This window comes from Actinobacillus delphinicola (genome assembly GCF_900638385.1).
In the GTDB taxonomy this organism is placed as follows: domain Bacteria; phylum Pseudomonadota; class Gammaproteobacteria; order Enterobacterales; family Pasteurellaceae; genus Actinobacillus_C; species Actinobacillus_C delphinicola.
In genome coordinates this window covers 188,302-214,066 of record NZ_LR134510.1, presented here as the reverse complement: position 1 = coordinate 214,066, position 25,765 = coordinate 188,302, and the positions used below count along the sequence as shown (strand labels likewise).

Annotated in this window: 25 protein-coding genes; 18 read left to right on the top strand and 7 right to left on the bottom strand. The window is 37.2% G+C overall.

What is annotated here, in order from left to right; translation table 11 throughout:
- Window positions 1-27: 27 nt before the first annotated feature.
- On the bottom strand, window positions 28-411 hold the full coding sequence (grcA, locus tag EL259_RS00960; protein ID WP_126598155.1) for an autonomous glycyl radical cofactor GrcA: 384 nt from the start codon (window positions 409-411) through the stop codon (window positions 28-30).
- Window positions 412-605: 194 nt separating this feature from the next.
- Between grcA and ung the strand changes: the two genes are divergently transcribed.
- The 16 genes from ung (at window position 606) to lpxD (ending at window position 18,417) form a co-directional block, all read left to right on the top strand.
- Window positions 606-1,274 carry a uracil-DNA glycosylase gene (gene ung / locus EL259_RS00955; protein WP_126598153.1) on the top strand — a complete coding sequence of 223 codons (669 nt, stop codon included), beginning with the start codon at window positions 606-608 and terminating at the stop codon, window positions 1,272-1,274.
- Window positions 1,275-1,283: 9 nt separating this feature from the next.
- Complete coding sequence (gene yaaA, locus EL259_RS00950; protein ID WP_126598151.1) at window positions 1,284-2,063, top strand: peroxide stress protein YaaA; 780 nt, start codon at window positions 1,284-1,286, stop codon at window positions 2,061-2,063.
- Between the two features lie 281 nt (window positions 2,064-2,344).
- The gene (locus EL259_RS00945; RefSeq protein ID WP_126598150.1) at window positions 2,345-3,244 is read left to right on the top strand and encodes a transcriptional regulator GcvA; all 900 of its coding nucleotides are present in this window, start codon (window positions 2,345-2,347) and stop codon (window positions 3,242-3,244) included.
- Window positions 3,237-4,265: a 23S rRNA (cytidine(2498)-2'-O)-methyltransferase RlmM gene (gene rlmM, locus EL259_RS00940; protein WP_126598149.1), complete on the top strand. Its 1,029-nt coding sequence runs from the start codon at window positions 3,237-3,239 to the stop codon at window positions 4,263-4,265. The genes EL259_RS00945 and rlmM overlap by 8 nt, the downstream gene beginning before the upstream one ends.
- Window positions 4,266-4,415: 150 nt before the next feature.
- Complete coding sequence (gene uvrD, locus EL259_RS00935) at window positions 4,416-6,605, top strand: DNA helicase II (RefSeq protein WP_126598148.1); 2,190 nt, start codon at window positions 4,416-4,418, stop codon at window positions 6,603-6,605.
- 21 nt (window positions 6,606-6,626) lie between these two features.
- Complete coding sequence (gene rsuA / locus EL259_RS00930; protein WP_126598147.1) at window positions 6,627-7,334, top strand: 16S rRNA pseudouridine(516) synthase RsuA; 708 nt, start codon at window positions 6,627-6,629, stop codon at window positions 7,332-7,334.
- Window positions 7,335-7,615: 281 nt separating this feature from the next.
- On the top strand, window positions 7,616-8,554 hold the full coding sequence (gene mdh, locus EL259_RS00925; protein ID WP_126598146.1) for a malate dehydrogenase: 939 nt from the start codon (window positions 7,616-7,618) through the stop codon (window positions 8,552-8,554).
- A 156-nt stretch (window positions 8,555-8,710) separates the two neighbouring features.
- The gene (gene pyrH / locus EL259_RS00920) at window positions 8,711-9,427 is read left to right on the top strand and encodes a UMP kinase (RefSeq protein WP_126598145.1); all 717 of its coding nucleotides are present in this window, start codon (window positions 8,711-8,713) and stop codon (window positions 9,425-9,427) included.
- A 23-nt stretch (window positions 9,428-9,450) separates the two neighbouring features.
- Window positions 9,451-10,008, top strand: a complete 558-nt coding sequence (gene frr, locus EL259_RS00915) for a ribosome recycling factor (protein WP_126598144.1) — start codon at window positions 9,451-9,453, stop codon at window positions 10,006-10,008.
- 73 nt (window positions 10,009-10,081) lie between these two features.
- Entirely contained in the window at window positions 10,082-11,275 is a 1,194-nt protein-coding gene (gene ispC / locus EL259_RS00910) for a 1-deoxy-D-xylulose-5-phosphate reductoisomerase (protein ID WP_126598142.1), read from the top strand.
- Between the two features lie 52 nt (window positions 11,276-11,327).
- Complete coding sequence (uppS, locus tag EL259_RS00905; RefSeq protein ID WP_126598140.1) at window positions 11,328-12,044, top strand: polyprenyl diphosphate synthase; 717 nt, start codon at window positions 11,328-11,330, stop codon at window positions 12,042-12,044.
- 14 nt (window positions 12,045-12,058) lie between these two features.
- Entirely contained in the window at window positions 12,059-12,922 is an 864-nt protein-coding gene (locus EL259_RS00900) for a phosphatidate cytidylyltransferase (protein ID WP_126598138.1), read from the top strand.
- 15 nt (window positions 12,923-12,937) lie between these two features.
- Window positions 12,938-14,269 carry a sigma E protease regulator RseP gene (gene rseP / locus EL259_RS00895; RefSeq protein WP_126598136.1) on the top strand — a complete coding sequence of 444 codons (1,332 nt, stop codon included), beginning with the start codon at window positions 12,938-12,940 and terminating at the stop codon, window positions 14,267-14,269.
- A gap of 23 nt (window positions 14,270-14,292) precedes the next feature.
- Entirely contained in the window at window positions 14,293-16,692 is a 2,400-nt protein-coding gene (gene bamA / locus EL259_RS00890; RefSeq protein ID WP_126598134.1) for an outer membrane protein assembly factor BamA, read from the top strand.
- 102 nt (window positions 16,693-16,794) lie between these two features.
- The gene (locus EL259_RS00885; RefSeq protein ID WP_126598132.1) at window positions 16,795-17,391 is read left to right on the top strand and encodes an OmpH family outer membrane protein; all 597 of its coding nucleotides are present in this window, start codon (window positions 16,795-16,797) and stop codon (window positions 17,389-17,391) included.
- A 3-nt stretch (window positions 17,392-17,394) separates the two neighbouring features.
- On the top strand, window positions 17,395-18,417 hold the full coding sequence (gene lpxD / locus EL259_RS00880) for a UDP-3-O-(3-hydroxymyristoyl)glucosamine N-acyltransferase (RefSeq protein WP_126598130.1): 1,023 nt from the start codon (window positions 17,395-17,397) through the stop codon (window positions 18,415-18,417).
- 33 nt (window positions 18,418-18,450) lie between these two features.
- Here the strand turns inward: lpxD and EL259_RS00875 are convergent, their stop codons facing one another.
- From EL259_RS00875 to nhaB, 3 genes are all read right to left on the bottom strand, one after another.
- Window positions 18,451-18,708 (bottom strand): GrxA family glutaredoxin, encoded by a 258-nt coding sequence (locus EL259_RS00875; RefSeq protein ID WP_126598128.1) that lies wholly within the window; start codon window positions 18,706-18,708, stop codon window positions 18,451-18,453.
- Between the two features lie 86 nt (window positions 18,709-18,794).
- Window positions 18,795-19,337 (bottom strand): disulfide bond formation protein DsbB, encoded by a 543-nt coding sequence (gene dsbB, locus EL259_RS00870; protein ID WP_126598126.1) that lies wholly within the window; start codon window positions 19,335-19,337, stop codon window positions 18,795-18,797.
- A 16-nt stretch (window positions 19,338-19,353) separates the two neighbouring features.
- Window positions 19,354-20,880, bottom strand: coding sequence for a sodium/proton antiporter NhaB (gene nhaB / locus EL259_RS00865; protein WP_126598124.1), 1,527 nt, complete (start codon window positions 20,878-20,880; stop codon window positions 19,354-19,356).
- A gap of 151 nt (window positions 20,881-21,031) precedes the next feature.
- Between nhaB and fadR the strand changes: the two genes are divergently transcribed.
- Entirely contained in the window at window positions 21,032-21,781 is a 750-nt protein-coding gene (gene fadR / locus EL259_RS00860) for a fatty acid metabolism transcriptional regulator FadR (protein WP_126598122.1), read from the top strand.
- 32 nt (window positions 21,782-21,813) lie between these two features.
- Here the strand turns inward: fadR and hemW are convergent, their stop codons facing one another.
- Together hemW and lpcA are read right to left on the bottom strand one after the other, a co-directional pair.
- Window positions 21,814-22,980 carry a radical SAM family heme chaperone HemW gene (hemW, locus tag EL259_RS00855; RefSeq protein WP_126598120.1) on the bottom strand — a complete coding sequence of 389 codons (1,167 nt, stop codon included), beginning with the start codon at window positions 22,978-22,980 and terminating at the stop codon, window positions 21,814-21,816.
- 58 nt (window positions 22,981-23,038) lie between these two features.
- Entirely contained in the window at window positions 23,039-23,626 is a 588-nt protein-coding gene (gene lpcA / locus EL259_RS00850; protein ID WP_126598118.1) for a D-sedoheptulose 7-phosphate isomerase, read from the bottom strand.
- 309 nt (window positions 23,627-23,935) lie between these two features.
- Here lpcA and EL259_RS00845 point away from each other — a divergent pair, with 309 nt between their 5' ends.
- Complete coding sequence (locus tag EL259_RS00845) at window positions 23,936-24,304, top strand: hypothetical protein (RefSeq protein WP_126598116.1); 369 nt, start codon at window positions 23,936-23,938, stop codon at window positions 24,302-24,304.
- A 50-nt stretch (window positions 24,305-24,354) separates the two neighbouring features.
- Here the strand turns inward: EL259_RS00845 and EL259_RS00840 are convergent, their stop codons facing one another.
- Complete coding sequence (locus EL259_RS00840) at window positions 24,355-25,761, bottom strand: multicopper oxidase domain-containing protein (RefSeq protein WP_126598114.1); 1,407 nt, start codon at window positions 25,759-25,761, stop codon at window positions 24,355-24,357.
- Window positions 25,762-25,765: the final 4 nt, after the last annotated feature.

The window sequence follows — 25,765 nt, the reverse complement described above, 5'->3', positions numbered from 1 at the left end:
TTAGGGTTTTGAATGCAAGTAGTTAAATTATAAACTTTCAGTGAAAGTACGAGTGATTACATCACGTTGTTGTTCAGGTGTTAATGAATTGAAACGAACCGCATAGCCTGAAACACGGATAGTAAGTTGTGGATATTTTTCTGGATGTTTTACTGCATCTTCTAAAGTTTCACGACGTAATACGTTTACGTTTAAGTGTTGACCACCTTCCACTTTAACTGTTGGAGCAACATCTACTGGAAGTTCACGATATTCAAATTGACCAAGATCTTTAATCGCAACGATTTGATCTTCTTTAAAATCTTTTTTTGCAGCTAGGCAACGAGCCTCGCCTTTATCGCTATCTAATAACCAGAATGAATTAAGTAAAGCGTCATTTGCTGCTTGTGTAATTTGGATACCAGTAATCATAATATGTTCCTTAAAATTGAGTTATGAGATCTGGAGAAATTTTAGCGTTTTTTTTTAAATTTTCAAATTTTATTTATATAAAATAACGCTATAAATCTAGCTATATTAATAATGAGAATAGTTCTTAATTTTATACTAGCATTTATATTAGGATTCTTTATAATTACCTATTTAGCTTTTAGAGAGAAATTGATATGCTGACGTGGCACGATGTATTAGGTGAAGAAAAATCACAACCATATTTTCAAAATATTTTGCAGTTTTTGGATAGAGAGCGTGCTGCGGGGAAGATAATTTATCCGCCTAAACCCGATATTTTTAATGCACTTAAATTGACAAACTTTGATGATGTAAGAGTGGTTATTATTGGGCAGGATCCTTATCATGGAGCAGGGCAAGCACATGGATTATCTTTCTCTGTACGAAAAGGTGTTCGACTTCCGCCTTCATTACAAAATATTTATAAAACCTTACAAAAGGATTATCCTGAATTTCAGATTCCTAGAGATGGTGATTTAACGTATTGGGCACAGCAAGGGGTATTACTGCTCAATACAGTATTGACGGTTGAAGCGGGGAAAGCACATTCTCACGCTCAAATTGGTTGGGAAGATTTTACCGATAAAATTATTTCTGCACTTAATCATAAAAAAGAAAATTTGGTCTTTTTGTTGTGGGGAGCGCATGCACAGAAGAAGGGGCAATTTATTGATCGTAGTAAGCATTGTGTTTTAACTTCTGTTCATCCATCACCACTTTCTGCACACCGTGGTTTTTTTGATTGTGGGCATTTCAAAAAAACAAACGATTATTTACGTCAACATCAATTGCCAGAAATTGATTGGCAGTTACCGATTGAGTAAGGATTTTATATGTTAGCGATTATTTCACCCGCAAAAACATTAGATTTCACATCACCTATTCCAGATTGGGAAACAACGCAGCCACCATTTTTAGATCAAAGTGAAGCGCTAATTGATGTTTGTCGAAAATTATCCCCACAAGCTATTGCATCTTTGATGCATATTAGTGATAAATTAGCAGGGTTAAATGCGGCACGTTTTGGAGAATGGCAAAAAATACAAACAGAAAAAAATGCTCGTCCTGCGATTTATGCATTTAAGGGAGATGTATATACAGGGCTCGATGTAGAAACGTTGTCGCCACAGGCAATTGAATTTGCGCAATCGCACCTTCGTATGCTTTCGGGATTGTATGGTTTGCTTCGTCCATTAGATTTAATGCAACCTTATCGTCTTGAAATGGGAACAAAATTAGAAAATCCTAAAGGAAAAAATTTATACGATTTTTGGGGCGTAATGATTACAAATGCTTTACAAGACGCATTAGATCAGCAAGGCGATAATATTTTAATAAACTTGGCATCTGATGAATATTTTAAAGCGGTTAAACCAAATGCACTGCAAGCACGTATTATCAAACCAGTATTTTTAGACTATAAAAATGGTAAGTATAAAGTCATCAGTTTTTATGCTAAAAAAGCACGTGGATTAATGTGTCGTTATATTTTAGAAAATAAGTTACAGGATCCTGAAGCATTAAAATCTTTCAGTACAGCGGGATATTATTTTGAGGAAAATGAAAGTACGGAAGATACTTGGGTCTTTAAACGTGATGGTATTGAGGAGTAATGGAGATCAGGGGTAAAAAGAAAAACCGCTACGCAGTAGCGGTAATAAGATTTACAATAGGATAAAATGAACAATAGAGTTGGAATAATTTGAGAGCGATCTAACTCTACCGAACAATATGCAAACACAACATTATATCTAACAATGAAAAGGGACGTTCTTCATGTTAGGTACGGTGAGTATTTTATGAAAAATAATCAATACTCACAAAGGATAAAAATTGATTTTTTATATAAAAAAAACTAATCATTTTATAATGTTAAATAAGAAATGGATGACCTATGTATAAGCGTTTACCCCCTCTAAATTCTCTAAAAGCGTTTGAGTGTTCTGCTCGCCATCTAAGTTTTACCAAAGCAGCTGAGGAACTGTGTGTAACACAGGCAGCAATTAGCCATCAAATTAAGTTGTTAGAAGATTTTTTGGGAATGCCTTTGTTTTATCGCAAAAATAGAACATTAGAATTAACAGAGACTGGAGTGTATTACTTTGCGGACATTAGTAAAATCTTCAATCGTTTAACTGAAGCGACGAAGAAAATTTTGACGCAACAAAATGACAGACATCTTGCGATTGCCGTACCTCAAACGTTTGGCATGCAATGGTTGGTACCACATCTCACGGATTTTCATAATACCCATCATAATATTGATTTACGCTTAAATGGCGTTGATCAGGATGAAGGTTTCTTCAAAAATAACGAAACCGATCTGGCAATTTATTATGGTAATGGTGATTGGAAACATTTTCAGGTAGAAAAATTACTGGATGGAGAATTGATTATTTTAGGTGCGCCTAAATTACTCGCTTCGAAACCTATTAATACAGTAAAAGATTTGTTACAACACCAATTCTTACATATTCATGATTATCAAAATTGGCAAGATATGGTGAGTTACCTTGAATTAGATGGACTTGACCATCAGCATGGAGCATTATTTAGCCATACCATTATGGCCTTACAAGCGGCTAAACATGGACAAGGGCTAGTTTTGGCGAATAGAGCATTAGCTCAAAAAGAGGTGAATGATGGAAATCTTGTTCAGGTGTTGCCACACAAATCATTGCGTGATTCAAAATCATTTTATATTGTAAATCAATTGGATAAGGCAAGTAATGAACAAATAAATGCCTTTAAACAATGGATTTTAAATACTATTCAAAAGGAAAGGAATGAATAAAATTATGCTTTACTGCCGCCAGGGCTTTGAAAAAGAAATGGCAGCAGAAATTATGGAAAAAGCCGCTACCTTAGGGGTAGCGGGATTTGCACGAGCGGTAGAAAATACCGCTTATGTTATTTTTGAATGTTATCAACCGAACGATGCTGATCTGCTTGCCCAAAAATTGCCAGTAAAAGAATTAATTTTTGCTCGTCAATTGCTAGTGATCTCTGATTTATTAGAAGATCTCTCGCCAGAAGATCGTATCACGCCAATAATAGAAGCGTTTAAACAACTTCCTGCACCCTTTGATCTCACAAAAACGGATGATGTTTGGGTAGAAAGCGCAGATACCAACGAAGCGAAATCATTATTAACTTTTTGCCGAAAATTTACCGTTCCACTACGTCAGGCATTACGTAGATCAGGTGCATTGCAAGCAAAAGTTGCAAAGCATGCACGGACATTACACGTTTTCTTTTTACGCAATAATGCATGTTATGTTGGTTATTCTTACAATCAACAGCATTCGCCCTATTTCATGGGGATTCAACGCCTACGTTTTCCTGAAATGGCTCCCAGTCGTTCTACATTAAAGCTAGAAGAAGCAATTTTGACCTTCTTTACGCCAGAAGAAGAAAAAACACGTTTTAATGAAAATCAAATCGGGGTCGATCTTGGAGCATGTCCAGGTGGTTGGACTTATCAGCTCGTAAAACGTGGTGTATTCGTTTATGCAGTTGATCACGGCAAAATGGCAACAAGCCTTTTTGATACTGGACGCATTGAACATTGCCCTGAAGATGGATTTAAATTCCAGCCTCCAAAACGTAAGCGTGTTAATTGGCTTGTATGTGATATGGTAGAAAAACCAAGTCGTATTGCTGATTTGATGGCAAAATGGCTCGTTAATGGGTGGACGCAAGAGGCGATCTTTAACCTTAAATTGCCGATGAAAAAGCGTTATCAAGAAGTTCAGCAATGTTTAGACAGTATCGCTAGACAACTGCAAGATGCAGGTTTTTCATTCCAAATCTAAGCAAAACAGCTTTATCACGATCGTGAAGAAATTACTGTTCATGCTTGCGTAAAATAACACGCCCCGATTTTCGGAAAAATTTTTACTTGTCCTCATCAGGGAAGATTTTTATAATTTTCCCTGTACATAAAAACAGTGGAACAAAATCACATGGATATTTCAGATTTACTTGATGGGTTAAATGAGAAACAACGTGAGGCCGTTGCGGCACCGCTTGGCAATTATTTAGTGCTTGCAGGAGCAGGAAGCGGTAAAACACGAGTACTTACGCATCGTGTCGCTTGGTTAATTGGGGTGGAAGATGTGCCAGAAAATCATATTATGGCAGTTACTTTTACCAATAAAGCAGCCGCAGAAATGCGTTCTCGTATTGAGCAGACATTGCATAAAACAGGAAATGAGCGTCAATTATTTGGTATGTGGGTGGGCACTTTCCATAGTATTGCACACCGAATTTTGCGTACCTACTACAATGATGCAAACCTGCCACAAGATTTCCAAATCCTTGATTCAGAGGATCAGCTTCGTCTAGTAAAACGATTAATGAAACTTCATGAATATGACGAAAAAGATTACCCGCATAAGCAAGCATGTTGGTTTATTAATCACCAAAAGGAAGAGGGACGCAGACCGAAAGATCTGGGCGTGGCTAAAGATCCGCATGAGCGCACATGGATCGAAATTTATCGCCTCTATCAAGATGCGTGTGATCGTGCAGGGTTAGTTGATTTTTCTGAATTATTGTTACGAGCTTACGAATTATGGAAAAATAATCCATTGATTTTACAACATTTCCAACGACGCTTTACACAAATTCTTGTGGATGAGTTCCAAGATACTAACTTCATTCAATACGAATGGATCAAGTTACTTGCTGGGAATACGGGAAATGTGATGATCGTAGGGGATGATGATCAGTCTATTTATGGTTGGCGTGGTGCAAAAGTAGAAAATATTCAATTTTTCTTGCGTGATTTTCCTCAAGCACAAACTATTCGCTTGGAACAAAATTATCGTTCAACAGGGAATATCTTAAAAAGTGCCAACGAATTAATCTCTCACAACACGGATCGCCTGGGCAAAGAATTATGGACAGCGGATGGCGCAGGGGAACCCGTTGGAATTTATGCTGCTTTTAATGAATTGGATGAAGCATTATTTGTGGCAACGCAAATTGAAAAATGGCGTGAAGAAAAAGGGAAATTATCTGATTGTGCCATTTTGTATCGTAGCAATAGTCAATCCCGTGTGCTTGAAGATGCCTTGCTTAAGATGAAAATTCCATATCGTATTTATGGGGGATTACGCTTCTTTGAACGCCAAGAAATTAAAGATGCTTTGGCGTATTTACGCCTTATTGCGAATGTACAAGATGATGCAGCGTTTGAACGCGTGATTAACACGCCAACAAGAGGTATCGGTGAACGCACGATGGATATATTGCGTAATTTAACCCGTGAACGTCAAATTACCTTATGGCAAGCCATGGAAATCGCGATTGAAGAGCAATATCTAACAAGCCGTGCTGCGACATCTTTACTCCGATTTGCCGAATTGATCCAAAATTTGCGTACTGAAACCCAATCTATGACACTAGCCGCCCAAACGGACTTTGTGATTAAACATTCTGGCTTGTATGGAATGTACGAAAAAGAAAAAGGCGATAAGGGCGAAGTTCGCATTGAGAACTTGGAAGAATTAGTGACCGCTGCTAAAGAATTTGAAAAACCTGAAGATGCGGAAGGTTTAAGTGATTTAACAGCCTTTCTAACGCATGCCTCCCTTGAAGCTGGCGAAGGTCAAGCAGAGGCGCATCAAGACGGCGTACAGATGATGACGCTTCATGCAGCAAAAGGGCTGGAATTTTCTCGTGTCTTTATTGTTGGAATGGAAGAAGGATTATTCCCAAGTGGACGTTCTTTTGAAGAGGCGGGGCGATTAGAAGAAGAACGCCGTTTAGCTTATGTTGGGATTACACGAGCTAAAATTTTGCTAACATTATGCCATGCTGAAAGCCGACGTTTGTATGGTAAAGACGAAATTCATCGCCGTTCTCGTTTTATTGAAGAATTGCCACAAGAATGCTTACAAGAAATTCGATTACGAGGCAAAGTCACACGTGCTTATAATCAAAATGCTGTGGGATCGATAAAATCAACACCAATGTTAAATACTTCTGAATGGAAGATGGGACAAAAAGTACAGCATGCGAAGTTTGGGAAAGGCTCAATTATCAATGTTGAAGGTAGCGGCGAGCATACGCGTTTACAAATTGCATTCCAAGGTGAAGGCATTAAATGGCTGATTGCAAAATTGGCAAAATTAGAAAAACTGAATTAAACAAAATAACCAAGGATATTTATGCGATTAGATAAATTTCTGGCTGAAGCGACGGGAATGACACGCTCGCAAGCGAGTAAAGTATTACGCCAAGGCGTTGTAACGGTTAACGATAAAATGGAAAAATCAGCCTCCGCACAAGTTAGCGCAGAGGATCTTATTCAATTAGATGGTGAAACGTTAGCATGGTATGACGAAGGGCAATATATCATGTTGAATAAACCGCAAGGTTATGTATGTAGTACAGATGAGCGCGATTACCCAAGTGTATTGCAATTTTTCGATTATCCATTAGCAGGAAAATTGCATTGTGCAGGGCGTTTAGATGTAGATACAACGGGCTTGGTTCTATTAACAGACGATGGGCAATGGTCACATCGCATTACTTCACCGAAACATCATTGTGAAAAAACTTATTTGGTTACCTTAGCTGATCCAATTGAAGAGCATTACGCTCAGGCTTTCCAAGAAGGTATTTTGTTGCGTGGAGAAAAAACACCGACTCAGCCTGCGATATTAGAGATTATTGATGATTACCAAGCTAATTTAACATTAACCGAAGGACGTTACCATCAAGTAAAACGTATGTTTGGCGCACTGGGAAATAAAGTGATTGGCTTGCATCGTTGGCGTATTGGTGATGTGATTTTGGATGAAAGCCTTGAGGAAGGTGAATGGCGTGAGCTTGACGCTCAAGAGCGTAAAATTGGAGAGCCAATTTCAAAATAACACGCCAGATTTTTCGGTAAAATTTATTGTGTTTTGCCTTATTAATTAAAATACGAAAGGTGAGTTATCTCACCTTTTTTACTCTATTTGGAGTAAAAATATACAATAATTGCTGATAAAAAAATAATGATTAATGCAAAAATCAGCAAAAAATAGCAAAAAGTTTGAGCTAGATCTCAATATAGTTTTTTTCATTTTGAGTTCTAGGATGGAAAAATTTAAACTTTCCATAGTTTATTTATTATTCATGATTTATTTTATTTTTATTAAAGGAGCATACAATGAAAGTCACACTTTTAGGGGCAGCAGGGGGAATAGGCCAACCATTAGCTTTGCTTTTAAAAATGCAATTACCACCAGGAAGTGAGCTTGCACTTTATGATATCTCGCCAGTGACACCAGGTGTTGCAGTAGATGTTAGTCATATTCCAACTGAAGTGAAAGTCGCAGGATTTTGTGGTGATGATCTTGCCTTAGCTTTACAAGGTAGTGATGTAGTTGTCATTACTGCAGGTGTTGCAAGAAAGCCAGGCATGGATCGCTCTGATCTTTTTAATATCAATGCGGGTATCATTAAAGACTTGGTGGAAAAAATCGCTCAAGTGTGTCCTAAAGCTTGCACATGTATTATTACCAACCCAGTGAACACAACTGTTGCCATTGCAGCGGAAGTTCTCAAAAAAGCGGGTGTCTATGATAAACGTAAGCTTTTTGGTGTAACAGCATTGGACGTTTTACGTTCAGAAACTTTTGTTGCCGAATTAAAAGGGCTAGATGTATACCATACAACTGTTCCTGTTATTGGCGGTCATTCTGGCGTAACAATTTTACCGTTATTATCACAAGTGCCTTACGTAGATTGGACCGAGGAAGAAGTTGCTACTCTTACTAAACGTATTCAAAATGCAGGTACTGAAGTGGTTAATGCAAAAGCAGGTGGCGGATCAGCAACGCTTTCTATGGCTCAAGCAGGAGCAAGATTTACTTGTGCATTAGTAAAAGGGCTACTTGGTGAAAATACTGTAGCTTGTGCGTATGTGGAAGGTGACGGCCAATATAGCCGATTCTTCTCACAACCAATGCGCTTTGGCAAAGAGGGTATTGCAGAACTCCTTCCGATTGGACGATTAAGTGAGTTTGAAGAAAAAGCACTGCAAGCCATGTTACCAACCTTACATAAAGACATTGAATTAGGTGTGAAATTTATTACTCAAGCATAAAAGTAAAAATCCTCAGCTAAGCTGGGGATTTTTTATGCATGGCTAAAAATTAAATGTATAAAATTTCTGCTTATCTTTATGTTATCCTTTTAAGTGGATAGGGGTTGCTTTATAATAAGAAGAATTTTGTAAGTTAAATTTAGAAGGGGATTCAAGGTGGAAAAACCAATTTATAATCGTATTTTATTGAAATTAAGTGGTGAAGCGTTACAAGGTCCAGAAGGCTTTGGTATCGATCCGACAATTTTAGATAGAATGGCGTCAGAAATTAAAGAACTCGTAGAAATGGGTGTGGAAGTTGGCGTAGTAATTGGTGGTGGAAACCTTTTCCGTGGTGCGAAACTTGCGGCTGCAGGGATGAATCGTGTTGTTGGTGATCATATGGGGATGTTGGCGACTGTAATGAATGGCTTAGCCCTTCGTGATGCACTATTCCGTACCGATGTTAATGCAAAATTAATGTCTGCTTTCCAATTAACCGCAGTGTGTGATACTTATAACTGGGCGGAAGCGATTAAAATGTTGCGTGAAAAACGTGTAGTGATTTTCTCTGCAGGGACAGGTAACCCATTCTGTACAACAGATTCTGCTGCTTGTTTACGTGGTATTGAAATTGAAGCGGATGTTGTATTAAAAGCAACCAAAGTAGATGGAATCTACGATAAAGATCCTGCTAAATTTGATGATGCAACCTTATATTCACATTTAACCTATGATGATGTCATTCGTAAAGAACTAAAAGTGATGGACTTAAATGCCTTTACTTTAGCGCGTGATCATCATCTTCCAATCCGTGTATTTAATATGGGTAAACCAGGTGCGTTACGCAATGTGGTTCTTGGTCGTGCAGAAGGCACTTTAGTAAGTGAATAATATTTTTATAGAAGGAAAAAAACGTGATTAATGAAATTAAATTAGATGCGCAAGACCGCATGGAAAAAAGTATTGAAACTTTTAAAAATCATATTGCTAAAATCCGTACTGGACGTGCACAACCTAGTCTTTTAGATGGTATCCAAGTTGAATACTATGGTTCTGCAACCCCATTACGTCAACTTGCAAACGTTGTCGCTGAAGACGCACGTACTTTAGCGGTAACTGTTTTCGATCGTAGTATGATTTCTGCAGTTGAAAAAGCAATCTTAACTTCAGATTTAGGTTTAAACCCAGCATCAGCAGGGACAACGATTCGTGTTCCACTCCCACCATTGACTGAAGAACGTCGTCGCGATTTAATCAAACTTGTAAAAGCCGAAGCTGAACAAGGCAAAGTAGCGTTACGTAATATTCGTCGTGATGCAAATGACCAAGTAAAATCTTTAGTAAAAGATAAAGAAATCAGTGAAGATCAAGAACGCCGTGCACAAGATGAAATCCAAAAAATTACAGACATGTATGTGAAAAAAGTGGATGAAGTGTTAGCGGTTAAAGAAAAAGAATTACTTGATTTCTAATCATATTTTTGAATTAGGACGCTTGCCTGAGCGTCCTTTTTTATAATTTTTTAATTTATCTAGGAAAAAGAATATGCAACAGAACTTGGTTATTTTGGGATCAACGGGTTCGATTGGGCAAAGTACCTTATCCGTGATTGAACACAATCCAATGCAATATCGTGCTTTTGCACTGATTGGTGGTAAAAATGCGCAGAAAATGTTGGCACAATGTATTAAATTCCAACCTAATTTTGCTGCAATGGCAGATGAGGTTGCAGCCGAAGAATTAGCAAAAAATTTAGCGAAAATTGGGGCGTCAACACAAGTTTTAAGTGGTGAACAAGCTATCTGTGATTTAGCTGCACATCCTGATGCCGATCAAGTGATGGCAGCGATTGTGGGAGCAGCAGGATTATTGCCAACCCTTTCAGCGATTAAAGCAGGTAAGCGAGTTTTATTAGCCAATAAAGAAAGTTTAGTAACTTGCGGGCAACTTTTCCTAGATGAAGTAAAGAAAAACAATGCACAACTCTTGCCAGTAGATAGTGAACATAATGCAATTTTTCAATCTCTACCGCCAGAAGCACAACGCCAGATCGGATTTTGTCCGCTAAAAGATCTGGGAGTAAGTAAAATTGTCTTAACGGGATCAGGTGGTCCGTTCCGTTATACCGATTTACAAGAATTTCCAAATATTACCCCAGAGCAGGCGGTATCTCATCCTAACTGGTCAATGGGGCGTAAAATTTCCGTTGATTCTGCGACGATGATGAATAAAGGACTTGAATATATCGAGGCACGCTGGCTTTTTAACGCAAGTGCTGATGAGATGGAAGTCATTATTCATCCACAATCCATTATCCATTCTATGGTGCGTTATATTGATGGATCTGTGATTGCCCAAATGGGGAATCCAGACATGCGTACACCAATTGCGGAAACAATGGCTTACCCTAATCGTATTTTTTCAGGTGTTGAACCATTAGATTTTTATAAATTAAATGGACTGACCTTCTTAGCGCCTGATTATAATCGTTATCCTTGCTTAAAATTAGCGATTGATGCGTTTGCAGCAGGACAATATGCAACGACAGCGATGAATGCAGCGAATGAAATTGCTGTAGCAGCTTTCTTAGATCGAAAAGTACGTTTCACCGATATTGCTAAAATTAATCAATATGTTGTGGAAAAAATTCAGCCGACTGTGATTAAATCAGTAGAAGATGTGTTGACAATCGACAAAGAAGCAAGACAAATGGCAAAAGCATTCATTTCTACTTTTTAACCATTGTTTGCTTGTGGTATAGTTAGCCGCGAAAAATTTATTGAGATAACAAATGCTACAAAACAAAACTTTAAACGTTCCGCAACACGTTGCAATTATTATGGATGGTAATGGTCGTTGGGCAAAACAGAAAGGGCGTATGCGAATTTTTGGTCATAAGAATGGCGTTCGTGCAGTGCAGGAAGCTGTTCGTTATGCGACAAAGATGGGCGTTCGTGTATTAACTTTATATGCTTTCAGTAGTGAAAACTGGAATCGACCTGCAAAAGAGGTTTCTGCACTTATGTTGCTTTTTATGCAAGCACTAGAAAAACAAAGTCATGAATTGCATAAAAATAACATTCGTTTGAAAATTATTGGTGATCGCTCACGTTTCAGTGAAAAATTACAAAATAAAATCAAACAGGTAGAAAAATTAACCGAAAATAATACTGCATTAGTTTTGAATGTCGCAGCTAATTATGGTGGTCGTTGGGATATCTTACAAGCGGCTAAAAAATTAGCTATCGCATATGATGGTGGCGAAGTGGCATTAGACAATGTGACAGAAGATGATTTTCAAAAATATTTAGTCACAGAGAACGCTCCCCCCGTTGATCTTTTGATCCGTACGAGTGGGGAGCAACGTCTAAGTAATTTCTTGTTATGGCAAGCAGCCTATGCAGAATTATTTTTTACGGACGTATTGTGGCCTGATTTTACGGAACAGGTATTCCATCAAGCTGTAATAAACTTTCAACAACGAGAACGCCGTTTTGGCGGTTCCTAATCGAGGACTTTTTTGTGCTTAAAGATCGCATTTTATCGGCAATTGCTTTATTAGCATTTATTTTTGCCGCACTTTTTTTATTTAATCCATTCTATTTTTCGTTAACGGTAGGGCTTGCTACTACGCTTGCGGTTTGGGAATGGACGCAATTTGCAGATATTCGAAAAATATTTTGGCGCTTATTCGTATCCGCCGTATTTGGTTGTTTCCTTTTTGTATGGATTTATAGTTCGCAAAGCTATTTAAATGCAGGGCGTGTTTTTATTAATGTTGCACAACCAATATTGCTAATTGCCGTAATTTGGTGGGTTGTAGCACTTTGTTTTGTGGTTACTTATCCAAAATCAGCAAAACTTTGGTCACATTCAACCTTCCTTCAATTTATCTTTGGTGCGTGTACCTTAGTTCCTTTCTTTGTTGCCGTTTTAAAATTACGTTTAAATGAATATATTGGTTCATCTTCACACGGTATCATTTTACTTCTTTATGTATTTATCCTGGTATGGGCAGCGGATTCTGGTGCTTATTTTGCGGGACGTGCATTCGGTAAACATAAACTTGCACCAAAAGTATCGCCAGGTAAAACTTGGGAAGGCGTTATTGGTGGTTTAATTAGCGCAGCAATTTTAGCCTTCGTATTCGTAAAATTTGTTGCAGGTAGCGCATTCCAAGTTCCTATGCATCAATTTATTTTACTTTCAATCGTAACGGTTGCTGTTTCTATCTTAGGTGATTTGACTGAAAGTATGTTTAAACGTGATGTGGGTATTAAAGACAGTAGTCATTTAATACCTGGACATGGTGGCGTTTTAGATCGTATTGATAGTTTGGCTGCTGCAGTACCATTTTTCGCTTTCTTCTATTTCTACGTACTTTAGTAAAAGGTAAAGAAAATGACGGTTGTGTGGTCTGTATTAGGCTTTGTGGTAGCAATTAGTATTCTTGTTGCTTTTCATGAATATGGTCATTTTTGGGCTGCACGCCGTTGTGGCGTTAAAATCGAACGCTTTTCCATTGGTTTTGGAAAAATCCTTTGGCGCCGAGTAGGTAAGTCTGGAACAGAGTTTGCTATTTCAGCTATTCCATTAGGCGGTTACGTAAAAATGCTAGATGAACGTCAAGAAGATGTTCCAGAAGCATTAAAACCTTACGCATTTAATAATAAAACAGTTTGGCAACGGATGTTTATCGTCAGCGCTGGACCCATTGCAAATTTACTTCTTGCAGTCGTATTGTATGCGGTCGTACTTATGATCGGTATTCCCACTTTAAAACCTGTCATAGCAGGGGTAGTACCTCATTCTATCGCACAACAAGCGAATTTACCGCTGGATACACAAATTACCGCAATCGACGGCGAACCCGTAGAAGATTGGGATACGATCAATATGCTTCTTGCATCTAAAATAGGGGAAAAGCAAGTAGATTTGACATTAACTTCTTTGACAGATCGCCGCAGTATCCATAAGAAATTGGATATTAGAGGCTGGCAATACGATGAAGAGAAAAAATCTGCATTCGGTGCCTTAGGAATTGAGCCCGTCATGCCAACTGTTTATATGAAATTATCACGTGTTGTGAAAAATTCACCCGCTGAACGGGCGGGGCTGCAAGTTGGTGATCAATTAATGCAGCCAAATGGGCGCAATATTCAATGGGATACGTTTATTCAAGAAGTTGAAAAGGGGAACCCTATCCCAGTGAGCGTTGTCAGAAAAGATGACGTTTTTAATACCACTATTACGCCTGTTAAAAATGAGCAGGGGCGTTTTATGGTTGGTTTAGCACCTTCGGTGAAACCGATAGATGCGATTTATCGAACAGTTTTACGTGCTAATCCATGGCAGGCTTTAAAACAGGGTGTTGAAAAAACGGCAAATTTATCATGGCTAACAATTAAAGTGATTGGTAAACTATTAACTGGTCAATTATCGGCAAAAAATTTAAGCGGGCCGATTTCTATTGCCAAAGGGGCTGGAATGATGGCGCAGATCGGACTTGTTTACTACTTAAGTTTTTTAGCGGTAATTAGTGTTAATCTTGGTATTATGAATCTCTTTCCATTACCTGTACTTGATGGTGGACATTTATTATTTTTAATAATTGAAAGTATTAAGCGTAAGCCTGTTTCGGAAAGAGTACAGCAAGTGGCTTATCAGATAGGAGCTATTTTGTTATTAATGCTCACAGCTTTTGCTTTATTCAATGATTTATTACGTTTATAAGAGTATTAAGGGAAATTTTTGGTATGAAAAAAATATTGGTAACCAGTTTACTTTTAGGTTCGGCAACGACGTTTGCATCTCCTTTCGTTGTTCGACATATTGATGTTGAAGGGATTCAGCCCGATGCGCAGGAAAGTTTTATTTCTCATCTTCCCGTTAAGCCTGGCATTACAGTAAATGAACAGGATATTTCTAATTTAGTGCGTCTTCTTTATTCTGAAGGATATGATGCGCCAAGTATTCAACAATCTGGAAATACTTTAAAAATTTCTGTTCAACCTCAACTAACAATTAATAACGTAACTTTTTCTGGCAATAAATCTATTCCTGATGCTGCGATTAAAGATAACTTAAAAAATAGTGGATTTGCACAAGGCGATATTTTAAATCGTGCTAAATTGAATAATTTTGCACAAGAAATGGTGAAATATTTTCAAAGTACAGGACATTATAATGCAACTGTTACCCCTGAAATTACACGTTTGCCAAATAATCGAGCTAACGTAAAACTCATTATCAATGAAGGCGAGAAAGCGGTATTAGAGTCTATTACCTTCCACGGTAATAAAGCGTTTAGTAGTGGTGATTTGGAAGATGAAATGAGTCTTTCTCCGACAGCATGGTGGAAATTATTTGGTGGAAAATTTGAAGAAGCGAAATTTGGTAAAGATTTAGATGCACTTCACCAATTCTATCTCAATCATGGTTATGCAAAAATGCAAATCACTGGGACGGATGTTCAGCTAAATAAAGATAAGACTCAAGCGAATGTGACCATTGATATCAATGAAGGTGAACAATATAGCGTAACACATGCACAGATTGTTGGTGATCTTGGTGGTATTGCACCGAGTAAATTTGATGATGCCTTGAAAGAAATTAAATTGGGTGAAACTTTCCGCCAAACAGATGTTGCGGCAGCTGAAGATAAAATTAAAGCCGTTTTAGGAAATCAGGGATATGGCAGACCGCAAGTACAAGTGAGTCCGAAGTTTGATGATGCAAATAAAACCATGACCTTAACCTTTGTTGTGAATGCAGGAAAACGTTATACCGTTCGTGAAATTCGTTTTGAAGGTAATACTTCAACATCTGATAGTACATTACGCCAAGAAATGCGCCAACAAGAAGGTAGCTGGCTTTCATCTCAACTTGTACAGCTAGGGAAAGTTCGTCTAGATCGTACAGGTTTCTTTGAAACCGTTGATGCGCAAACTGTTTCTGTACCAGGTAAAGATGACCAACTAGATGTTATTTATAAAGTAAAAGAACGTAATACGGGAAGTGTCAACTTTGGTATCGGGTATGGTACTGAAAGTGGTTTTAGTTATAACGTAAGTGTACAGCAAGATAACTTCTTAGGATTGGGATCTTCTGTAGCCTTACAAGGTTCTCATGATGATTATGGTAAAAATTTAAGTTTAACTTATAACGAACCTTATTTTACAAAAGATGGGGTAAGTTTAGGTGGAAGTATTTTCTATAATAAATACGATAACTCATCAAATGATAACGTAGCAAGCTATAGCAAAACTAGCTATGGGGTAAATGGTACTTTAAGTTTCCCTGTAAATGAAAACAATGCCTACTATATTGGACTAGGCATTATTAAAAACAAACTTTACGACGTGACACCAGAATATCACCGTTGGCTCTATAAAGAATCAATGAATTACGGTGGATGGAATTTTAATTCATTAGACTATCCATTATCTTTTGGATGGAACTACAACAGTCTTGATCGTGGTTTCTTCCCGACTTCTGGCGTAAGAGCGAATTTTGGTGGACGTGTTATGTTACCAGGTTCTGATAATAAATATTATAGCCTAAATGCCGAAGCACAAGGATATTATCCACTTGATCGTGATCACCTATGGGTACTTCATGGTAAAGTTTCCGCAAATTATGCAGATGGCTTTGGTGGACGTCGTTTACCATTCTATCAATATTATAGTGCTGGTGGTATCGGTAGCCTACGTGGTTTCGCATATGGTGCGGTTGGTCCTACAGCAATTTATGCTCAAGGACGTGGTCAAACTTGTAACTTAAATTCAAATATTCAGGGTGGCTATAATTTCTGTATAAATAGCGACGATGTTGTAGGTGGTAATGCAATGGGCTTAGCAACTGCTGAACTAATTGTACCAACACCATTTTTATCAGATAAAAACCAAATTAATGTAAGAACATCTGTCTTTGTGGATGCGGCGAGCGTATGGGATACACATTGGAAAAAAGATGGTAAAATGTATAAGAACTTACCAGATTTCGGTGACCCATCTCGTATCCGTGCATCAACAGGGGTGGCATTCCAGTGGTTTTCTCCAATTGGATTATTGCAATTCTCTTATGCAAAACCAATTAAGAAATATGCTAACGATGATATTGAACAATTTCAATTTTCTGTAGGTAGCTCATTCTAGTGAACTTTTTTATATTATTTACGTCTTAATATACGTAAGGAGGTCTTTACCCAGTGTAAAGCCATATTTAAATAAGTAAACTTTAACCGTAAGGATATTAAAATGAAAAAAATTGCAAAATTAACCGCACTTACTTTGGTTGCTGGCTTAGCATCTGGTGTTGCAATGGCGGATGAAAATGTAGGTATTATTAACGTACAATACTTATATTCTCATCATCCAGATCGCCAAGCTGCGTTTGAAAAATTACAACAGGAATTTAAAGCACCTGCTGCAAAACTTCAAACACAAGAAAAACAATTCTTAGCTGCAAAAGAAAAATTTGCTAAAGAAGTAGAAGCAAAAGTAAAAGCGTTAGAAAAAGCCGCACCAAAATTGACTCAAGCTCAAATGAAACAACGTCAAGCAGATATCGCTGCATTCGCTAAAAAAAGTGAAGGTGAATTAAAAGGCTTATATGAACGTTTACAATCAGCTTCAATGGCATTCAATGCAGAAAATCAACAAGCGGTTGTTGCAACAAATCAACGTCTATTAAAAGAAATTCAAGTGGCAACTGATAAAGTTGCGCAAGAAAAGAAATATACTCTTGTATTAGATGAAAAAGCAGCAGTTTATGCAGCAAAAGGTAAAGATCTTACACAAGATGTATTACATGTTTTAGAATCAGAAACAAAAGCAAATACAAAGGCTAAATAACGCATGCAAATTTATTCGCTAAAGTCTTTAGCTGATAATCTCGGCATTTCTTTTCGGGGGGATGCCGATTATTGTGTTGAGAGTATTGCACCTCTAACATCAGCAAAAGCAAATCAATTAACATTTATTTCAAATCAAAAATTCCGTTCAGAACTTGAAAAATCTCAGGCAGGCATCTTAGTTGTTACCGAAGAAGATGTGCCATTTTGTCGTGAGGAAAGCAATTTATTGATTGCAAAAGATCCTTACTTGGCTTACGCAAAATTAGCACAACTTATGGATAAAACACCTAAATCTGCAGAAAATATTCATTCAACAGCAGTTATCGCAGCTGATGCTTACCTTGGTGAGAATGTGAGTGTTGGCGCTCATGCAGTTATCGAAAGTGGGGCTAAAATTGGTGATAATGCAGTTATTGGTGCAGGTTGTTTTATCGGGAAAAATTCCGAAATCGGTGCGCATACTCAACTATGGGCTAATGTATCCATTTATCATAATGTTAAAATTGGTAGTCACTGCTTAATTCAATCTAGTACAGTAATTGGTGGCGATGGTTTTGGCTACGCCAATGAGCGTGGTCGTTGGGTGAAAATTCCTCAAACTGGTGGCGTAATTATTGGAAATAATGTTGAAATTGGTGCTTGTACTTGTATAGATAGTGGGGCGCTCGATCCAACTGTTATTGAAGATAATGTGATTATTGATAACCTTTGTCAAATTGCACACAATGTACATATTGGTACTGGTACAGCCGTAGCTGGTGGTGTTGTAATGGCAGGAAGTCTTAAAGTGGGACGTTATTGCTTAATTGGTGGAGCAAGTGTGATCAATGGTCATATGGAAATTTGTGATCAGGTGAATATTACTGGCATGGGAATGGTAATGCGTCCAATTACCGAGCCAGGTGTTTACTCATCTGGTATTCCACTCCAACCTAATAAAGAATGGCGTAAGACTGCGGCGTTGACAATGGATATTCAATCAATGCATAAACGCCTTAAAGCATTAGAAAAGAAAATAAAATAAAGAAAAAACGGTATCATATGATACCGTTTTTTATTATTTATTAAGAAGTTGTTTCATCAACGCATCAAAATCAGTAAATCCGCCGACATACATTTCATTCATAAAAATTTGCGGAACAGTACTTACTGGACGACCTGCCATATCAGATAAATCATCTTTATCTAAGCCTGCTACAATGATATCGATATATTCATAATCAAAATCTGGCATTGTGGTTTTTAATTTTTCTGCGAGTGCTTTTGCTTTATCGCAGTATGGGCAGTTTGGACGACCATAAATTTTAACGAACATATTAGCTCTCCTTTGATATTTAAGTAACGTCTATAAATCATAAAATTTTACGAAAATTGAGGCGTTATTATTTTACTCGAATTATCTTAATTATTTTTATGAAAAATTAAGCGCTTAGGTTGACTGCTGATAAATTGACTGATTAATATAATAATGAATACAACAACGTAAGCAATAAACATAACAGAAATCCATTGTGCCATAGATAAATTAAGGAATGTCCAGACTTTATCGCTACATGATCCAGTTGGATGGAACAAAAATGGCAGCCATTTATCTAATTGTAACCAATGTGGAAAGTCAGGAATAATTTCACATTGATTCCAAGGAGAAGGGTGGAGTTGAAAATCCACATGTTTTAAAGCAATTAAAGTACCTTTGATACTACTAATTAGTGCAAGGATTAATCCAAGAATACGCCAAAACCATGTTTGTGGAGCAAACCAAGCAATGAGACATGAGAATAAAATACAGAACAATGCTACGCGCTCATATACACACATGACGCATGGGGAAAATCCCATTCCATATTGAAAAAATAACGCAGTCCCTTCAAAAATAATTGCAGACCAAATAAGCACCGCCCATAACAGACGGTGAGAACTTAGATTTTTAATCGTTCGAAACATAATAATCCTTTGAAAATTAATGATATCCCATAAGAACGGTTAACCATGGAAGTAAATATTTTACAGCAAAAAATCCAACGATTGATAACACCACAGTATAAGGTAATGCCATATATACCATACGTCCATAAGAAAGGCGAATTAGTGGCGCAATTGAAGACGTTAATAGGAATAAAAAGGCAGCTTGACCATTTGGCGTTGCAACCGATGGTAGGTTAGTTCCCGCATTAATTGCGACAGCAATATGTTCAAATTGTTCCAAACTAATATTATTTTGTGCTAATGCCATTTTTGCTTCATTAATATAAACCGTTGCAACGAACACGTTATCGGAAATTGCAGATAATAATCCATTGAAAACATAGAATAGCAACAATTGTGTTTCTTTTTCAGCAGAAAGCACATAATGAATTAATGGCGCAAAAAGGTGTTGATCAATAATTACAGCAACAACAGAGAAGAAGACTACTAGAAGTGCGGTAAATGGCAACGCCTCTTGGAATGCACGTCCAATTTGATGTTCATCGGTAATGCCACAAAATGCAGTGGCTAAAATGATCACGGTTAATCCGATTAAACCAACATCTGCGAGGTGGAAAGCTAATCCGATAATGAGCCAAATACCAACGATGCCTTGTAAGATAAGGTTCATACGATCACGTTTTGTCATTTTAGCATCGCTTTGTTTTGCATAGTCGCGGAGTACTTCAAAAACTTGAGGCGGTAGTTCTTCACCATAGCCGAAAATTTTGAATTTTTCTAAAAATAGACAAGTAAGTAGCCCACAAATTAAGACAGGGATAGTGACGGGAGTCATGCGTAAGAAAAACTCAGCAAAGTTCCATTTTGCTTGCTCAGCAATGATTAGATTTTGCGGTTCACCGACCATAGTGAGCACACCACCTAAAGCGGTACCAATTGCTGCATGCATCATTAAACTTCTTAAAAATGCACGGAAATTTTCTAAAATAGTGCGTTGTTCTTCACCAACATTTTTGTCATCTTTGATATCATTTGAATCTTGGAAATCTAAACCAGAAGCCACTTTATGATAAACACCATAGAAACCAATTCCCACGCTAATGATTACAGCAACAACGGTTAATGCATCTAAAAATGCGGATAGGAAAGCTGCGCTTATACAGAAAGCAAAAGATAAAACAATTTTAGAACGAATACTTAATAATAGGCGTGTAAAAATAAACAACAAAAGTTGTTTCATAAAGTAAATGCCCGCGACCATAAACATCAAAAGTAAGATAACCGCAAAATTATTCATAATTTCTTGAGAAATATGATGTGGAGTTGTCATGCCAATAAGGACGGCTTCAAGACTTAATAATCCACCGGGTTGGAGCGGATAGCATTTTAATGCCATGGCGAGGGTAAAAATAAATTCTGCAACTAATACCCAACCTGCGATAAAATGATCTACCGCAAAAAATAAAATCGGGTTTAAAATTAGAAAAAATATAATAGTAATCTTGTACCAAGTTGCGCTTGGTCCTAGGAAATTTTTAAATAAAGAATCGAAACTACTCATTCGGGTAAATCCTTAAAAACTATGACAACATGCTAAGAATTATAATATACTCTAGTCTTTGATTGCATTGACTGACCTCAAAAGTGTTACCTAAATCACAAAATATTTGTCCATATTTGGATTACTTACTCAAAAAAACAACTAAATAATTATGAAAAAATATCAGTTTGATCTTGTTGCGCAAAGTCCTGCAAAACTCGCAGAAGAATATATCGTTAAAAGTATTTGGTATAAAAATCTTCTTCCCGGAGAATGTTTACCTGCAGAACGAGAATTAGCAGAAAAAATTGGTGTTACACGAACAACATTAAGGGAAGTGTTACAACGTCTTGCTCGGGATGGTTGGTTGACGATTCAACATGGTAAACCGACAAAAGTTAATGATATTTGGCATACTGCAGGGCCTGCAATTGTTCAAACATTATTGACGTTAGATAAAGACTTAGCACCGCTTATTGTAGAAAACGTGGTAACGTTACGAACAGAAGTGATGAACTATTACATCCCGCATGCTGTGCAACATTATCATCAATCGGCTAAAAATGTTTTTGCTAAACTTACTATTCCTACATTGCAAGACGATGCACAAACCTTCGCAGAGTTCGATTTTCAATTATGTAGAGAGTTTGCTTTTGCTGACGAAAAACCAGTGTATGCACTTATTTTAAATAGCTTTCATACGATTTATCAACGTGTTGCAAGTTTTTATTTTACATCTTTTGGTAATCGGCAAAATGCAGTTCATATCTATACATTATTAAAAGTTGAATGTGAAAATGGGAATGTAGAAAAGGTTCGTCAAATTTTACGTGAGCTTCAAGAATATAGTTATCGAACTTGGAGTGAAATGCTAAAAAATATTACCCCAGATAATAATATCGATTATCAATATTTTGCATAATAAAGTAATGCCTCGTTTTTACGAGGCATTGTTTAGTCTAAAAACAAGGTTAATAATTCGTTTAAAAATAATTTACCTTTTTGAGTAATTTGCCAATAGGTTGGCGATTCTGTAATAAATTCTTTCTGTAAGGCTATATTTATTTGGGTTGCAACATCTTGGCATTTTAACCCAGTAAAAGTTTCGAATTCTATCTTTGGCACTGGTTCTAATAATCGGAATCGGTTCATGAAAAACTCAAAAGCCAATTCATCTTGAGGAATAATGCGTTCCTCATAGCGATAATTTCCCTGTAAATAGCCCCGTGGGTGTTTGGTTTTACTAAAACGAATGATATGACCAATAGTATCGCTACTTACATCTGATATTTTGCCATGGGCACCACATCCTATAGCAAGGTAATCGCCAAAACGCCAATAATTTAAGTTATGTTGACATTGGAATCCTGGTTTTGCATAGGCAGAGGTTTCATATTGTTCGTAACCTGCCGCTTTAAGGAGTTTATCCCCTTCTTCAAAAATTACCCAAAGCTCATCATCATCGGGTAGGATAGGAGGGCGAGAGGCAAAAGCAGTATTAGGTTCAATAGTAAGTTGATACCATGATAGATGTGGTGGATTTAATTCAATTGCCTGTTTTAAATCATCTAGAGCTTGATGAAGAGATTGAGTCGGTAATCCATGCATTAAATCAAGGTTAAAACTTTGTAATTTATTCCCCCATAAACTATGGGCAAGTGAAATGGCTTGTTTGGCTTGTTGACCATTATGAATACGTCCAAGCTGAATAAGTTTATCGTCAGCAAAACTTTGGATTCCCATAGAAATACGAGTGACCCCAGCTTGAGCGAAATTGGAAAAATTATTTGCTTCAATTGTACCAGGGTTGGCTTCCATGGTAATTTCAATATTTTCAGAAAATGGGATCTTTTTAGCAATTTCTGAAAGAAGATAAGCTATATTTTCAGGCTTGAATAGACTTGGGGTACCTCCGCCAATAAAAATACTGGATAGGGTTCGTCCATTAATCGCTTTTGCATAGCGTGCTAAGTCAGACTCTAAATCGGCTAATAAATGTGTGATATAGGCTTTTTCTGGGATTTCGCCCTTTTGCTGATGGGAGTTAAAATCGCAGTAAGGACATTTTTGAACGCACCAAGGAATATGGATATATAAACTGAGAGGAAGATATTGTTTCATAATAACTAAAAAAGGCAAAAAGCAGATGTTTTTGCCTTGTAAAATAAAAAATGAATGATTAGGCTTGTTGTTTTGCCATTTCAAATTCGATAAGCATCATAAGAATATGAATCACTTTGATATGGATTTCTTGAATGCGATCGGCATAGCCAAAGTGCGGCACACGGATTTCAACATCTGCAAGTCCTGCCATTTTACCACCATCTTTCCCTGTCATCGCAATAACTTTCATGCCTTTTGCTTTTGCTGCTTCAATAGCATTTAAGATATTTTTTGAGTTTCCTGATGTAGAAAGCCCGAATAGTACGTCACCTTTTTGACCAACGGCTTCAACATAACGTGAGAAAACGTATTCGTAGCCAAAGTCATTACTCACGCAACTTAAGTGACTAACATCAGAAATCGCAATAGCAGCAAAACCAGGACGATTTTCACGATAGCGACCAGTTAATTCTTCTGCAAAGTGCATTGCATCGCAGTGAGATCCACCGTTGCCACAAGATAACACTTTACCGCCATTTTTAAAACTTTCGGCAATGATCATTGCTGCTTCTTGAATGAGAGCAATATTCTTAGGATCGTTTACAAAGTCGTTTAATACTTTTTGTGCTTCATTAAGTTCAGCTTTAATTGCATCTAAATACATATATCCCTCTTGTTGGTTGATTAGCTGGTCGGATATGACAAAAATAAATTATGGTGTATTCTAACGAAAGAGAATATGTTTGACTAGATATAAAATGATTCCAGTCCCTGCCATGGAATAAAGTACTATGCATGACATATTTATCTTTAGTAAAATACCCTCACATTTGCTCTTATGCGTTGCTTTCAATACAATTTAACCTATCTATTGTCATTTTGGTCGTAGTGTACGAATTTGTTCTCTAACATGATGGAAGCCTGATTTGCTAGAGAGTAAACTATATGGCAGTTTTTTTGAGAGAAATGAATAATGAAGCATTTACAAGAAAGAAACGATTTTATTCTTGCTAAACAAAAAGATGGACCAGTGGAAAGGTGTCAAATGGACGTTGATATACATTTACAGATACACAAAGATGATGAACTTTTAACGGCTAAAGAATTGGACTCTGTTTTATATTCTCAGGTAGAAGAGAGTATTTCACAAAGTGAGAAAATAGAACTAAAAGAACGCTTAACGATGAAGGGAAACAATCTTATTGCACTTCATTCATTAAAAAAAGAGTTTGAGTCTAAATTAAAATCAATTCACATTTCATTAACCTTGATCACATTTATGATAATTGTTCTGTTAATGAGTATTATTTTCGTCATTTACCTAAATTTAGAAATTCGATGAGAAGAATATGTTAAAAAGACACAACGTTGAAATTTGTGTCTTTTTAATATTTATTCTACCACTAGACTTCCCATGCACCCTGCATCTACCAGAGCAAGATCTGCAGCGCCATAGAAAAATGGAAATTGATTACTAGAATGCTCGTCAAAACGAACCAGTAGTTCGACAGTATTTGGGATGTAAACACTATCACACCAGGAGAGGGTTTCGGGTGATTGGGGCTGTTTTCCTACTTTGGATACGACAAACTTAGCACCTCGAACGCAGAAAGTAGTCGGATTAGTTGTTTGAATAATCCAACGTTCAGTAGTCCCTTTGCGAGCACGAATATCAAGTCGTCGAGGATCAAATGTTTCCCCATTCATTGTTGCCTTTTCCGTATCAATTAGAATATGGCGGGTTTGTTGTATTGCTGAATTTAAAGCTGTAGGCGCATCTGTTGGAAATTGATAATGTTTAGGCGAATTGAAAGCAGAAGCAAGTCCCATAGTTCGTAATTCAACAACAAGATGATTCGTCAAAATATGAGGGTCGAACAGATCTTTTATGCGATTAAATAAATCTTGTTTTTCACCTGCTAAAAGTTTTGCATTTCCACCTTGAGAGAGATCTACTAAAATTTCTGCCCGTGCACTTGGAGCTAAATGTAATGATTTTACCGTAACAGCTTGGGGTAAAAATCCTTGATCACGAGCAATTAATTGAAATGAGCGATCATCTTCAAAATGCAGATGATAAGCACGACTTACCGAAGCATTAACCAAACGTAACCGAATCATGCCTGTTAATGCATTAAAAAATGAATTTTCTTGACCGTTCACAAAAAGACGATTACCAAAAAAATGATAATCATCAGTTTGATATATCTGTTCCCCTTTTTCGCTTAATTGCATATCTTGGAGAATAAGCGGAATATCTGTCACACCATATTGATTAGGTAAATCAACATTGAGTTTAGGATCTTCTACAATACAAAGCCCTGCGAGTCCTCGATAAGTTTGATAAGCAGAATTTTTCCAAGTACAGGCATGATAATAAAGGCAACCTGGCGGTTGACTGATAGGGACAATTGGTGCCCAGCTTTGTTGAGGTTTTAGCGTTCGAGAAAGATCGCCATAAAGCTCACCCTCAGTTTGTAATCCTTGCAAACTAATAGCTAAAGACTGAGAAAGTTGATTTTGCCAGCTAAATTTAGCAAATTCCCCACGTTGTAATTTAATGGTAGGACCAAGATAACGACCATTAAATCCCCAAACGTTGATAATGGAATTACTCAGTGTAGCTTGAGCAGTACTTATTGTGAGAAAAACAGGTCTCCCTCTCTCATTTGATAAAAGAGGGGGAATGATTAAAGGTTTTCTAGTTGCCGCAAGCACACTTTCTGGTATCAAGGATAGTGCAGAAGTAGCACCAGCTAGCTTAAAGAATTGACGACGTGAAATACGAGGCGTTTTCATAGTA

Bases quoted from the DNA above. Each gene is read 5' to 3' on its own strand.
- grcA (WP_126598155.1), bottom strand. From the start codon at position 411: ATGATTACTGGTATCCAAATTACACAAGCAGCAAATGACGCTTTACTT.
- ung (WP_126598153.1), top strand. From the start codon at position 606: ATGCTGACGTGGCACGATGTATTAGGTGAAGAAAAATCACAACCATAT.
- yaaA (WP_126598151.1), top strand. From the start codon at position 1,284: ATGTTAGCGATTATTTCACCCGCAAAAACATTAGATTTCACATCACCT.
- EL259_RS00945 (WP_126598150.1), top strand. From the start codon at position 2,345: ATGTATAAGCGTTTACCCCCTCTAAATTCTCTAAAAGCGTTTGAGTGT.
- rlmM (WP_126598149.1), top strand. From the start codon at position 3,237: ATGAATAAAATTATGCTTTACTGCCGCCAGGGCTTTGAAAAAGAAATG.
- uvrD (WP_126598148.1), top strand. From the start codon at position 4,416: ATGGATATTTCAGATTTACTTGATGGGTTAAATGAGAAACAACGTGAG.
- rsuA (WP_126598147.1), top strand. From the start codon at position 6,627: ATGCGATTAGATAAATTTCTGGCTGAAGCGACGGGAATGACACGCTCG.
- mdh (WP_126598146.1), top strand. From the start codon at position 7,616: ATGAAAGTCACACTTTTAGGGGCAGCAGGGGGAATAGGCCAACCATTA.
- ispC (WP_126598142.1), top strand. From the start codon at position 10,082: ATGCAACAGAACTTGGTTATTTTGGGATCAACGGGTTCGATTGGGCAA.
- uppS (WP_126598140.1), top strand. From the start codon at position 11,328: ATGCTACAAAACAAAACTTTAAACGTTCCGCAACACGTTGCAATTATT.
- rseP (WP_126598136.1), top strand. From the start codon at position 12,938: ATGACGGTTGTGTGGTCTGTATTAGGCTTTGTGGTAGCAATTAGTATT.
- bamA (WP_126598134.1), top strand. From the start codon at position 14,293: ATGAAAAAAATATTGGTAACCAGTTTACTTTTAGGTTCGGCAACGACG.
- EL259_RS00885 (WP_126598132.1), top strand. From the start codon at position 16,795: ATGAAAAAAATTGCAAAATTAACCGCACTTACTTTGGTTGCTGGCTTA.
- lpxD (WP_126598130.1), top strand. From the start codon at position 17,395: ATGCAAATTTATTCGCTAAAGTCTTTAGCTGATAATCTCGGCATTTCT.
- EL259_RS00875 (WP_126598128.1), bottom strand. From the start codon at position 18,708: ATGTTCGTTAAAATTTATGGTCGTCCAAACTGCCCATACTGCGATAAA.
- dsbB (WP_126598126.1), bottom strand. From the start codon at position 19,337: ATGTTTCGAACGATTAAAAATCTAAGTTCTCACCGTCTGTTATGGGCG.
- nhaB (WP_126598124.1), bottom strand. From the start codon at position 20,880: ATGAGTAGTTTCGATTCTTTATTTAAAAATTTCCTAGGACCAAGCGCA.
- fadR (WP_126598122.1), top strand. From the start codon at position 21,032: ATGAAAAAATATCAGTTTGATCTTGTTGCGCAAAGTCCTGCAAAACTC.
- hemW (WP_126598120.1), bottom strand. From the start codon at position 22,980: ATGAAACAATATCTTCCTCTCAGTTTATATATCCATATTCCTTGGTGC.
- lpcA (WP_126598118.1), bottom strand. From the start codon at position 23,626: ATGTATTTAGATGCAATTAAAGCTGAACTTAATGAAGCACAAAAAGTA.
- EL259_RS00845 (WP_126598116.1), top strand. From the start codon at position 23,936: ATGAAGCATTTACAAGAAAGAAACGATTTTATTCTTGCTAAACAAAAA.
- EL259_RS00840 (WP_126598114.1), bottom strand. From the start codon at position 25,761: ATGAAAACGCCTCGTATTTCACGTCGTCAATTCTTTAAGCTAGCTGGT.